This is a genomic window from Clostridium sp. HBUAS56017, from assembly GCF_007115085.1.
GTDB classification, from domain to species: domain Bacteria; phylum Bacillota; class Clostridia; order Clostridiales; family Clostridiaceae; genus Clostridium; species Clostridium cibarium.
In genome coordinates this window covers 14,417-27,463 of the sequence record NZ_SULK01000007.1, presented here as the reverse complement: position 1 = coordinate 27,463, position 13,047 = coordinate 14,417, and the positions used below count along the sequence as shown (strand labels likewise).

Genomic DNA, 13,047 nt, shown 5'->3' with positions numbered 1-13,047 from the left:
TAAAGCGAAGTGTGTCATAAATTACATTAAAATAAATTTGGTGGTTCTGCACTTATTATAGTAAACAATTGATTGCCCTTAAATGTTTTTTCTTCCAGACCTTCAACTACTCTTGAATATATTGCAGTATTAATATATTTATCGCCTTCCTCAGAATCTTTAGGAACTCTAACCATATACTTTAATAATACAATATCTCCACGCTGCCAACTATCTGGCATGTTATTTATAATTAACTTCTTAATTGACTTACCATCTGATTGTACTTCATCAATACAAGGTACAGTTAATTTATCTATATATTCTCCCTTCCTATATATATACAAATTAGCATCTTGTCCAATAAAATTCAATTTGGAATCTAAAATCAATTCTAACTTAACATCTTTTGCATAAACATTTGCATAGGTTAATATTGTTGCATTTGTTCCACTAGCTATATTAGTATCATCGCTCTTAATAATTATACTATCTCCACTTGTACCATTATCTAGTCCATGATATCTTGGTGTTGCTGGATCTATAACTCTTATATGTGGATCACTTATTAAATGTTTTACCGGATTACCTTGAACATCATTATAATGAACATAACTTCCGTTTTTCTTAAAATTTAAATCATCTCCAATTTCTTTGGGATAAACATCAAAATTAACTTGAAGTTTTTCTTTGCTTGCACCATCTTCAAGTAATACATACTCTCCTTTATCATTTTTCACATACCAATATGGCTTATATACATCATTCTCATCTCGTACAGAAACTAACTTAATGTTATCCATATTTTTTTCTATAATCCTATCTGATATAGGCTTTCCTGATGTTTTACCAAAGCTGTCTCCTAAATCAAACGTTAAGGTAAAGTTTTTAAACTCATATGCTTTCGGCTTTCCTTTAACAATGCTTTTAGCAACAAAATCCATTAAAAAATTATGCGATTCATTTATATACTTTTCATTTCTATAAAAATCACCTTCTAATCCCCCTATACTTTTATGAAATCTCTCCACACTTAAATCATCCTTGGAAGTTTCTCTTGGGTTCATTTGAAGTGTATAAACATTGTAATTATAGCCTCTTATTTCTTTAACTTGCTCTTCTGTTATTTGATAAGGTTTAGTCTTATCTTCAGGGTAATTAAGGTTTCCTGATACTATTAAAACTACATTTTTAATAGTTGGCTTTAACCCTTTTGCTAAATCTCTTCTATCCTTTTCATCGAATATTTCTTTTACTTTTTTAAATCCTTCTACTATCTTTTTTCCATTCCCGCCGTTCCAGGTTAATCCATTACACTCTGGGTCTGAAAACATACCACTGCATCCCTTCAAAGTTCTATCATTATATTGAGTATAATAATCTGTCAAATAAGAAGCTAATTCCTTTTCTACTTCATCATCCTGTCTTCCTGGAATCTTATCCTCATTACGCAAGTTATCCGGAACAGTTTTATAACCTACAACACTGTCAGAAAAAGATACTATTCCAAATTTATCTTTTCCTATTCTAAGATTATTTTGACCCGACAATTTATTCCACAACTCATTTTTAATTACAGATTGATTTTCGCCGCCGCTATTAGAATTTGAATTATCAACCAAAATTATTGTATCTGTGCCCCCATCAATTATATTTGGATAACTAAAATTTTCTGCATTTATTTCATAAGTTACATTAACTTTTTCATTTAGAATACTTGGATTAGGTTTTGCATTTTTACATGTGGCTGATATAGCGGGTATAACATTATTTGAAGATTCTCCTGCTACATTAACGTTTATACTGCTTGTCTGACTTAGTTCTTTAAAATATATCTTCCGATTATTACAAGTAATAAAAGAATTTTTCAATAAACTATCATCAATAATTACATTTAACTCCTTTCCATCAGCATCTTTAGGAAGCTTATTTACTTGAAAGTACAAACAAAATTCGATGGTAGTTTTCTTAAAATATCCATCTATAATTTTCTGAGTATAGTCATTTATCTTTTCACTTTTACCTTCTAAATAAATTATAGTACCTGGCGCTAAGTTATCTAAATTTACATTTCTATCTGATACTACGTTCTTATTACTTAAAAAGAACTCCATATCACTAAAACTCACTTCCTCTTCATCGGTTTTAAAAGAAGATATATCAATTTTACACTTTACTGGGATTTCTTTACCTGGACTATAATTTCCTTTTTCTGATGCCACTACGTCAAATAAAGGTTCCCTTATATCTCCGCTTCCCTCTTTAGCAAAAACATAGTATCCAATTGCTGATATAAACATGGTAAATATAAAAACACTTAAGGTAACTAAACCCACCCTATTTTTTCTTTCCATTTCTCTCCCCCATCTATTAGCTTAAATGTACTTCATTAATTGAAGATATTATTTAAGGTGATGAAAATTTAACAATTATATTTACAGGATATGTTTTATTATTAGGACCTTGGTCAAAACTTAACATCACAGAAATTTGAAATCCTGGCAAATCACTAAATCTTGTAGTTTTTCTATCTTTTTTCTCTATGCCTATTGGTATAATCTTAAATTCCTTTACATTATTTGATATAGTACTTTTATCTCCATTGCCATTAATAATTTCTAATTTTTTATCACTTTTTGAAATTGTTATATTATAACCATCATATTGCTTTAATACTACATTAGTAACTTGTAGTTCATCCTTGTCCCCTAATGTTAGGTCACTAAGTAATTTATCTTTTATATCTTCACTACCTGATAAACCAATTATCTCCTTAAATCCTTGTGATCTATATATACTTCTATATAATCTATCACTCAATTCTTTTCCTTCATTCTCCGCCTCTGTTACAAATTCATCCTTATTTCTAAGTTTTACTACTACACTAACAGGATTATTTACTGTAACTGATCCTTTTTTTAATATTAATATCATAGAAATCTCAAAGCCATTTAATTCTCTTACCATTTTGTTGTTTTTATTTTCTATTTGATTTAAATTTAATGGTTTAACTTTTAGTTCCTCAACATTTTTTGAAAGCACTTTTTCTCCAGAAGAGCTTATGATTTTTAAAGTCCTACCATCTAATAAAATTTCACTTATATTTTCAGATGAATTGAAAACTATATTTTTAATCTTAAACTTATCATCACTATCTAACGATATTGAACCTAACTTTTCGTTAATAACCTCCTTATCCTCAGGAAACTTAACTATACTTGTTATTTCCTTTGATTCAGTTCCTACTTTAAGTAACTTCTCCTCAATATCCTTGCCTTCTGTTTGTAATGTGTTTTGTAAATCTGCCTTTGTAAGACTTCTATTGTTAATGATCCAAAAAGTAAGTGCTGCTCCAAATATAACAAGTGTAAGGGATATAACGATTATTAATTCAATTAAAGTAACTCCCCTAGATTTTTTTTTCACTTATTTCACCCCATTACTTTATAATTTTCCATATCCCTTTCTTTAAATATCCATTTTCATCATAATCAATTAAACTTCCTGCTATATCATCTTTAAAATTCACATGAACCTTTGGATCTGTTATTCTATTTATAAATATTTCATCTAAATATTTTTTATTTATGGCATATATATGATTTGTCACATCTTTATCGTAAACTAAATTAATAATATTACTTCCTTCAATATATACATTGCCTGAAGTTATTATATTTCCAGTAAAATTTATCTCTCCGTCGCTGGAATCTATTTGAACATCACCATTAGTCACTATAAGAGCTCTCATATCCTCTTCATTAAGATCAATACTTTCATTATCATCTATTATAATTTTCCCTGGAGTAATCTTTACTTTTTCACCTTTTCCTCTCAAAATTACTTTTCCATAAAAATCATCTAATTCGTCAATTTGAAATTTTTTTTCTTTAATTTTTCCAAAATCAATTTGTTGAACAGCATTGTTTCCAATATCCTCTTTTTCATTTTCATTATCACTATGATCTCCAACTGTTCTTACAACCTTTCCTTGATTATATATATTACCAACTAAGTTATTACTATCCGTAGGTGTTAGTCCAAATGTAGAACCCATAGCTAATACATTTATTGTAAACTCATCTTTCTTACTATCTATACTTCTACTATATCCCTTTACTTCATTTTCTGCCTGCTCTTCCAAAGTTGCATTTCCATGAGCTCCATTATTATCAACATATGCTCCAGCAGAATATATCTTATTAAAAGTTATCCCCTTTGCCTTTTCAATATTATTACTTCTATTACTATTTCTCACATCGAAAAAATTGACAAAGTGATTAACTTTATCTTGAAGAGTTGCATTTACTTTAAATTCAATCAATTGAAGAGGATCATAATATTTTAAAATAACTTTATCGCTTGTACCTGGATCTGTATATGCAACATAATTTCCTTTAATTGCAACAGATTCTCCTGTTTGATATTTCTCCTTAGTATCAATATATGCTACTCCCATAATACAAGCATCCTCACTTACAGTTAACTTTGCATCTGTATTATTAACTATAATACAACTAGACTCTCGTGCTGCAAGATCAGGCTCCTTACTATAATCAACAGTTTTATCATTTATGCCGTAATAGTTTTTCATTACTGCATTACTTCCAGCTGAATCTAAAGTCAAGTCATTGTTTGTTATCAAATCCCCGCTAATTGTTAATAGATCACTTGCTGATCCACTTCCTCCTAAATAAGTATTTGAAGAATAAATGTTTCCACTTATTTTTGCACTCGTTTTACTTCCACCTATATTTACAGTTCTTGCAGTATAAATATCTCCAATCAACGTAGGGAAATCTTTTTCATCTATTACATCTGAACCAACCCCATTTAGCTTAATTCCACCATTATATTTATCAACAGAATAATTATTCATTTTCCCTGTTCCTATACCTTTTACCCATATATTCCCCTTTGCCTTAATCTTATTACTTTCATCAGTCATATCTCCATCAGCAGTAATAATTTTCCCATCATATACTGGGCTCATTTCAATATCAGTCCCTTTACTTACATCTATCCTCTTATAGTCTGGAGAGTTTATCACAAACTTTGTTTCAATTGTCTTGCTATTCTTATTTTTCTCCCCCTTAGTTTCAAATGTAGATTGCACAGTAATACAAATCTTTTTTTCACTTTCTACATGATTAAATTCAGTTATTTTAATATCCGCATCTTTATACTTATTATCTAGATATATAAAATCAATTTTTCCTCCTACCTTATACTCTGGATACTTAAAATCTAAAATACATTGTTTAAGATATGTTTGGCTTGTATCTACAAGATCTAACCCACTAAGCAGGTAATTGTAGAAATTATTCTTAAAATCTTTATTTTGCTTATCTTCATCTTCTTCAGTTTCAACATCTTTTCCTGCCTTAAGTATTGTTGCTTCTGAAGTTTTTCTAATTATGTTATAAACTACATCAAGACGCGAATCCGATTCATACATGTCTTGTAATCTCTTACTTTCAGCTACCCTACTTTTATATCCAGTAACCATCATTCCAAGCATAGCTATTGCTAAAACAAAAATTATTGATGTAACTGCTATTACAACTATCAAACTAGATCCTTTTTTCTTCACACATTTATTCATAATACTCCCCCCTAGTGTGATAGCGTTTTTTTAATTTCAATATTTTGTGATACAGAACTATTAAAAAGTATCTCACCATTTAATTGGACTTGAACATTAATATTATACAAATCACCTATCTTCTCATAGTTTGTTGTATTTCCATTTTTTCTAATAACAACATCTCCTAAAATAGATTCTACATTAATAATACCTCTCGCTTTTTCATCATCTGCTTCATCAATATTGGTTATAACATTTAACTTTATAGAATTTTTTCCACTACTATCTACTGTGCTATTTTTTATATTAATATTAAGTTCTTTTGTATAGTCTTTTCCCACATTTATTATTATGTTTTCAGAATCTAAATCTTTAATATTAGTAAATTCATCTATCAAATTATCAATATCATTATTATCTTTATAGGTAAACCTCATAGTATAATCTGTTTGATTTCCATTTGATATTTCAGCCATAATATTTTTAGCATCGCTAGAAAAGCTATCAGAAACTTCATCTTGTCCATCTTGCTTTGTACTAAGTTCACCAGCTTTAGGTAAATTAATTATAAAAACCGGTGTTTTGCTTTCATCATTATTTTTCAATTCTTTTTCCTGTTCCATATTTATTGTTACTTTATAATCATCCTTCCCCTTTGTATAAGTAAAATCCCCATTATATACTCCTTTATTTTTACTATCTTGCTTTATTTTAGACCCATTTAGCAATTCCAGCTCTTTGCCACTAAGTGTAAAACTCTTATAACTCTTAAACTCTTCCAATATCTTTTGCCCCTCAAAAGCTGCCGTTTGCTTTCTTTCACTGGTTTTACCTATTTTTACAGATTGTATTATTGAGTTAGCCAAAGGAATAATTAGCATTGCCAAAATAGCAACACTAATTATTACCTCAATAAGTGTAAAGCCATTATTGCACTTATTCTTAGAATTCACCTTAACCACCTACTTTTTAGTAACATTAACTGTCTTCCCTTCACTAGTTATAGTTACCCTTGGTTTATTAGAATCATCACTTCTTACAGTTACATTTACTTCTTTGCTCGTATTGTTTACTATTTTTAACTTTACTCCTGAAACATCACTTGTCCCCATCCTTTGTTCACTTAAAATATCTATTAATATGTTACCTGAACTTGGTATAAATTCTTTTCCTAAAGGATCATCTTTTGGATAACTATCTTTAGAAGTTTTATACTTATAATAATATTTTTCATCCTTCTCTATAAGCTCAATTGTTACATCTTCAAGGCTATCAATATCAGAATATAGATAACTCAATCTTGATTCATCATTTGATTTCCCCATGGTCAATGTTGGTAAATCCGAAGTTGGTGACCTCAATATCATAGCAAAATCATTTTTATTTTCCTTTTGACTTTGCTCTTCCAATGTAGAAGAATAAGCTCCTGTTGCAGCGCCTTTACTAAATGGTGCTTCTTTTCCATATACATTTACTATTGTCCATTTCAAATATTCCTCTGCTAAATCATTAAGCGGTGACATTCCATAGAATTCAAGTTGCATCTCTCCTGATAAATCTGTTTCAGATTTTAAATTAATTTTAATTGTTGGAACTACTATTTTCTTGTCATACCCTTTTAAAAATAGCAAGAAATTTTTTAATGCTCCGTAGCTTCCGGTAAATTTTATGCTTAGCTTCATCTGCTTTGATAGTGCACTTGTACTTTCTTTCTTCTCTGAATCTGTAGAAGATGAATTATCATTTTTCTCATCATTTTTAGCCTTTTCTTCCAAACTAGCTTTTTCTTCCGAAGACATTTTACCATTGTAAAAATCAGAAGAAAATTCTAAGCTATCCTTAAGTTCTCCTTTATCAGGTGCGTTCATTTTTTCAATTGGAGCCGATTTTTCACGATTAAATGTTATATCTCCTTTAAGTCCACTCTCTTGAAGTAATTTATCCAATTCAATTATTAATTTTTCTTGACTTATTGTTGGATAATATCCCTTTGTTCTACTACTAAGTTCATCATATAATGATTGCATATTATCCTTTCGACTATCCAGTGATTTAATTTCGTTCATTTCAGTATCATACTTATCTTGAAGCTTTATTTTTTCACTTTTCATATCGGATAACTTTTGACTTTGCTTTGAATATACAAAGGTATAATATAAGGCACTTATACCTAGTAACCCCACTATTATCAATAGATATTTCTCTTTCTTACTTATATTCATATTACTCAACATCCTTTAACGAACATTCTATTTCACAGCTATAGACTCCCGTTTCAACTATTTTACTTACATATACATTTTGAACATTTTTCAAACTATTCAAGTTATGCTCAAGCTCTCCAATTGCTGATCTTCTAGTAGCCTCTGCAATAATCTTTATTTTGTTTTTTTGCACATCAATGCTCGTAAAGCAAACTTCACTTGGCAGCGTAGAACTTAAAGCATTTAATAAGTCTGTATCTATAACCTCTCTACTCTTTATAGCCGTTGCTAACTCTGTAAAATCTTGATCATACAGATTTAATGATGCTGTTTTTACTGTAATCTCCCCTGATTCTTTCAATTTTGCTTTTAAGGTGTTATCTGAAAGTTTAGTGTTATAATCATCTATTTCACTTTGCACCTTATATATATTTACAGTGTTCCATATTAAAGATCCAATAATAATAGCTCCAATAACTCCTGAAGCAGAATATATATATTTCTTACTATCACTTTTCTCTTTTTTTATTCCTTGATAAGGACTAAAGAAGTTCAAATCCGTTCTCATATTAACCTCCTAAAGTCTTATTATGGAGCCTATTACATTTAAATATTCCCAAACAGGTTCCCCAATTACTTTTCTTGCATTTAACTCAACATGTTTTAAAAAGCTTATCTTTTCAACTTCTTTGTTTAATTTTTTTGTCATATACGTACTTAATCCTTTTAAATTTGCTGTTCCTCCATATATAAATATTTTATCTACAGGATTTCCTCCTGATTTATTGTTATAAAATTGTAATACCCTTTGAAATTCATCTAAAAAATCATCAATAGAGTCTCTTACAACTTGATTAAATTCATCATATTCATCTTCTTCTAATAAACTGGATTTCTGAATCTTAGCTGATTCTGTGCCCTTTATTGATATATTAAGTTTTTCATTTAATGCATTATTAATGTTATTTCCACCAAATTTAATTATTCTATTAAAATCTACCTTGTCATTCTTTATTATCGTTACATTTACTGTTGTTGCTCCCATATCAACAAAAGTAACAGTATTTTCTTCTCCTTCAATTTTCTTTGCTCCTATTTCAGTATAAGTTGCTAGTTTTTTTATAGAATTATAACTTACATCAAGAGCATACGGATTTTTTTCCAATGAATTTAATAACTGATAGTATCCCAAAGCAACTTGTTCAGGAAATGTGATAACATTTAATTTAAGTTTTATTCCAGTTTCCTCTTCCAATTCTTGTAAAACAATAAATTCAACAATATAGTTATCAAGGTTTATTGGAAGATATTGTTGAATTTCATATCGTGTTACAGTTTCTATTTCTTCATCTGATACTTTTGGAATTATAACCTCTCTATTTATAATGCTTGAAGAATTAGTAGTAATAATTCCTTCTTTTGCTCTTATCCCATACCCTTTAAAAGCATATTGAATTATTTCTCCTAATATCTCACTATCTAATATTTTTCCATCTGTTACTGCTCCTTCTGGAGTTGGTATTTGAAGAAGATTTGTTACCCTAAGTTTCCCTTTATAATATCTCCCTTCCCCCATTTTTATAAAGTTACTTCCTATATCTATAGCTACTACATTTTTAGCCATTTCCTTTACTTTTTTATTTGATTTCTTTTTTTCTAATTCTCCATCTTCATTTGGTTTTCTAAATATATCTTTTATATCAATGCTTCCTAGATCCTTAATCTTTGAAAAGCTTATTTTCTTATTAGTTTTAGTAGACATCTTTGTCACCTCTTTGCTTAATCTTTATATTTTAAGCTGCCATTTTATTAAAGTGTAAGACTTAAGTCTTACACTTTAATTAACTTAACAAACTTTAATCAAGTTTGTATGGAGTATTTGTTCCTGCGCTAGGATATATTTCTTCTTCGCTAGAACCACTAGCACTTTTCTTCACGCCTACTATAATATCGCCATTAGCATCTTTCTCAACATAAAAATCAGAATCCTTATAATCTTTTGCTTTTGCTTTTGGCACACTTTGAAGACTATTTTCTAGAGTTTTCCCATTACTATCTGTCACAGCTGATAATGCTTGCCAAGTGGTAGTTATAGCCTTTGGATTTTCTTCATCAAAAACCACAGCAGCACTTTGTATATTCTTTGCATTTGAAATATCAGCTTTGGCATTAGCTTTCTCTTTAATATCTCCAAACTTTGGAATTATCAAAGCTGCAAGAATTGCAATAATTGCAATAACTATAATAAGTTCAATAAGAGTAAAGCCCTTTCCTCTCTTCTTCTTCATTGAATTTTTTAACATATAAACCCCTCCTAGATATTTTGTAATATATTTAAATTTAAAATTTAAACCTACATTGCTGAATACATATCAACCATTGGTAGCATTATAGCCGCAACTATAAACCCGATTACTACCCCCATCACTATTATTAATAGTGGTTCTATTAATGCTGTGACATTTTGTATTGCTTCTTCAACTTCTTCATCATAAAAGTCTGCAGTTTTATTTAAAATATCATCTAACGAACCAGCTTCTTCACCTATTTTAATCATAGAGGGTAACATAGGTGGAAATATTTCTATTCTTTTAATAGGATCGCTTAACCCTTCTCCTCTAGCTACTCTTTCCCTGATTGTAGCTATTGCTTCTTCAGCCACCTTATTTCCAAGAACAGCTCCTACTATAGGCAATGCTTGTATTAATGACACCCCCGAAGCCATTAACGTTGACAAAGTTCTAGTAAATCTAGATACTATAATTTTTTTGCTTAACTTTCCTATAATAGGCATTTTAAGTTTTGCTTTACTTACAAACCACATTCCCTTTTCAGTTTGCTTATAATATATAAAACCTCCTATCAAGGCCATAATAATTAATAAGATAAATATAATATCTCTCTGTAAAAATCCACTTACAGCAAGTAGTGCCTTTGTTACAATAGGAAGTTTTACATCCATATCATTAAATATTTGAATAAAAATTGGCATTACAAAAATCATTATAATCATTACTGCTAGTACAGCTACAATTGATAAAATTATTGGATATATCATAGCCGATACTACTTTCTTATTGATTCTATTTTCCTTTTCGTAATTTACTGATAACCTAAGCATCATTTCATCTAAGTTACCACTAACTTCCCCCGATTCCACCATACTAGTTACTAGGTTTGGAAATATATCTCCATGTTTTTTCATTGCATCTGATAACATTTCACCCTTTTTAACATCAGCTTCTATTTGAGAAATTGCATCTTTTAAACTATAATTGTATAATTGATTTCTTAAAATATTTAATGCATTAGTAATAGATATTCCAGCATCTAACATAGTATAAAGCTGCCTACAAAACACTGATAAATCCTTTAATTTAACCTTCTTTCTAAATTTAAACTCAATTTTTTTACTTTCTACTATCTCTTCTATTCTTAGAGGATAGTATCCATTTGATGTTATCATAGAAAGTACTAAATCCTTAGAGTAAGATTCATATTCCCCTTCAACCTTACTTCCATCGCTCTTCATGGCCTTGTATTTAAACCTTTTCACAGCAATCCCACCTTTTTATACATCCTTTAATAAAGTTATTGTTGCAAGTTCCTTTACAGTAGTTATCCCACTTAAAACAAACTTTTTGCATTCTTCTTCCAACGTTGTCATACCATTTTTTTTTGCTATATCTCTTAGTTTGTCCAAATTTATATTATTTGTAATAGCTTCTCTAAAAGCTCTTCCAACTTCCATAATTTCATACACACCAATTCGCCCATAATAGCCAGTATTGTTACAATGTCCGCATCCTTTACCTCTGTGAAGTATTAATGGTTTATTAGTATCTTGATTAAGCACCTTTTTTTCATAATCTGATGCTTCATAACTTTCATTGCAATATGGACAGATTCTTCTAACAAGTCTTTGTGCAACTACCCCAGCTATTGATGTTGTTACTAAATATGGTTCTATTCCCATATCTACAAGTCTTGATATAGATGATGGTGCATCATTTGTATGTAATGTACTTAACACTAGATGTCCAGTTATAGCTGCTTTTATAGCAATTTGTGCAGTTTCATCATCTCTAATCTCACCTATCATTACTATATCTGGATCTTGCCTTAACACACTTCTTAGTCCACTTGCGAAAGTCATTCCTGCTTTCGAATTTACATTAACTTGATTTATACCATCAAGAGTATATTCAACTGGATCTTCTATAGTTATAATATTTACTTTATCTGAATTCAACTCGCTTAATACAGTATATAATGTTGTTGATTTTCCACTACCAGTTGGCCCTGTTACAAGCATTATCCCATTTGGGCTGGAAATGATATTTTCAAGTTTTTTCATGCTTTCAGAACTTAATCCTAATTGCTTTTTGCTAACCCTATAACTTTTTCTATCAAGAATTCTTATAACCACCTTCTCACCATTTATTACTGGTAAAATTGACACTCTTAAATCAACTTCCTCTTCTCCTATCCTTGTTATTATCTTTCCATCTTGTGGTACCCTTCTTTCAGCTATATTTAAACTTGATAAAATCTTTATTCTAGTCACTAGTGGTGCCAAGCTTTCTATACCAAGCCTATTTATAGTTTGAAGTTCACCATCTATTCTATATCTTATTCTTACTTCAGTTTCATAAGGCTCGATATGTATATCTGATGCCCTCATTTCTACTGCATTTTTGAATAATTGATCTATCATTTTAACTACAGGAGCATTTTTTACATTATCCATTTCTTCAATGTCTTCTTCAACTTCCTTATATCCCATAGTTTCTTTAAGCAATTCTTCTGCTGCTGCCTTAACTTGTTCGCTGCTATAAATTATCTCAATAAATTTTTGTATGTCTCCTTTAGTGGCAATATACGGTAGCACTTCAAGACCTGTTGATATGGAAACATCGTCTATTGCAAACATATTTAAAGGATCTTCAAAGGCAACTTTAATCTTATTATCTTCAAAACCAAAAGGTGCTAATATATATTTTTTGCACAATTTTTGTGACACTAGTTTAATAGCCTTTTTATCATATTGTATAAGGCTTAAATCCACCTTGCTTATTCCTGTTTGTTCCTCTATTGCATTAATTATATCGATTTCAGATACTACTTTACTTTCTATCAACACCTCTCCAAGCTTCTTACCAACTATTCTTTGATTGTTTAGTGCATTAACAAGTTGAAGTTCTGTAATCTTTCCTGAATTAACTAAAATGTCACCTAATCTCTTTCTATCTTTCTTTGCCATAAGCACACCTACCT

Annotated in this window: 10 protein-coding genes; all 10 read right to left on the bottom strand. The window is 29.7% G+C overall.

All coding sequences use genetic code 11. The annotated features are described in order from the left end of the window. Nucleotides 1–26 precede the first annotated feature (26 nt). Nucleotides 27–2,333, bottom strand: a complete 2,307-nt coding sequence (locus FAY47_RS07970) for a hypothetical protein (protein ID WP_143316174.1) — start codon at nt 2,331–2,333, stop codon at nt 27–29. A gap of 52 nt (nt 2,334–2,385) precedes the next feature. Beyond that, the gene (locus FAY47_RS07965; RefSeq protein WP_143316173.1) at nt 2,386–3,405 is read right to left on the bottom strand and encodes a prepilin-type N-terminal cleavage/methylation domain-containing protein; all 1,020 of its coding nucleotides are present in this window, start codon (nt 3,403–3,405) and stop codon (nt 2,386–2,388) included. A 13-nt stretch (nt 3,406–3,418) separates the two neighbouring features. Further along, nucleotides 3,419–5,584, bottom strand: coding sequence for a hypothetical protein (locus FAY47_RS07960; protein ID WP_143316172.1), 2,166 nt, complete (start codon nt 5,582–5,584; stop codon nt 3,419–3,421). An 11-nt stretch (nt 5,585–5,595) separates the two neighbouring features. Further along, nucleotides 5,596–6,519 carry a prepilin-type N-terminal cleavage/methylation domain-containing protein gene (locus tag FAY47_RS07955; RefSeq protein WP_185966765.1) on the bottom strand — a complete coding sequence of 308 codons (924 nt, stop codon included), beginning with the start codon at nt 6,517–6,519 and terminating at the stop codon, nt 5,596–5,598. A 9-nt stretch (nt 6,520–6,528) separates the two neighbouring features. Next, nucleotides 6,529–7,788: a hypothetical protein gene (locus tag FAY47_RS07950; protein WP_143316170.1), complete on the bottom strand. Its 1,260-nt coding sequence runs from the start codon at nt 7,786–7,788 to the stop codon at nt 6,529–6,531. 1 nt (nt 7,789) lies between these two features. After that, a complete protein-coding gene (locus FAY47_RS07945; RefSeq protein ID WP_143316169.1) occupies nt 7,790–8,338 on the bottom strand; it encodes a PilN domain-containing protein in 549 nt (182 codons plus the stop codon). Between the two features lie 9 nt (nt 8,339–8,347). Continuing rightward, nucleotides 8,348–9,532 (bottom strand): type IV pilus assembly protein PilM, encoded by a 1,185-nt coding sequence (gene pilM / locus FAY47_RS07940; protein WP_143316168.1) that lies wholly within the window; start codon nt 9,530–9,532, stop codon nt 8,348–8,350. A gap of 94 nt (nt 9,533–9,626) precedes the next feature. Further along, entirely contained in the window at nt 9,627–10,073 is a 447-nt protein-coding gene (locus tag FAY47_RS21180; protein ID WP_207706229.1) for a prepilin-type N-terminal cleavage/methylation domain-containing protein, read from the bottom strand. 50 nt (nt 10,074–10,123) lie between these two features. Then, nucleotides 10,124–11,326 (bottom strand): type II secretion system F family protein, encoded by a 1,203-nt coding sequence (locus tag FAY47_RS07930; protein ID WP_143316167.1) that lies wholly within the window; start codon nt 11,324–11,326, stop codon nt 10,124–10,126. 15 nt (nt 11,327–11,341) lie between these two features. Continuing rightward, nucleotides 11,342–13,033 (bottom strand): GspE/PulE family protein, encoded by a 1,692-nt coding sequence (locus FAY47_RS07925; RefSeq protein ID WP_143316166.1) that lies wholly within the window; start codon nt 13,031–13,033, stop codon nt 11,342–11,344. Nucleotides 13,034–13,047 lie beyond the last annotated feature (14 nt).

Coding starts and splice junctions, on each gene's coding strand:
- FAY47_RS07970 (WP_143316174.1), bottom strand. CDS start 2,333: ATGGAAAGAAAAAATAGGGTGGGTTTAGTTACCTTAAGTGTTTTTATA.
- FAY47_RS21180 (WP_207706229.1), bottom strand. CDS start 10,073: ATGTTAAAAAATTCAATGAAGAAGAAGAGAGGAAAGGGCTTTACTCTT.
- FAY47_RS07945 (WP_143316169.1), bottom strand. CDS start 8,338: ATGAGAACGGATTTGAACTTCTTTAGTCCTTATCAAGGAATAAAAAAA.
- pilM (WP_143316168.1), bottom strand. CDS start 9,532: ATGTCTACTAAAACTAATAAGAAAATAAGCTTTTCAAAGATTAAGGAT.
- FAY47_RS07950 (WP_143316170.1), bottom strand. CDS start 7,788: ATGAATATAAGTAAGAAAGAGAAATATCTATTGATAATAGTGGGGTTA.
- FAY47_RS07960 (WP_143316172.1), bottom strand. CDS start 5,584: ATGAATAAATGTGTGAAGAAAAAAGGATCTAGTTTGATAGTTGTAATA.
- FAY47_RS07925 (WP_143316166.1), bottom strand. CDS start 13,033: ATGGCAAAGAAAGATAGAAAGAGATTAGGTGACATTTTAGTTAATTCA.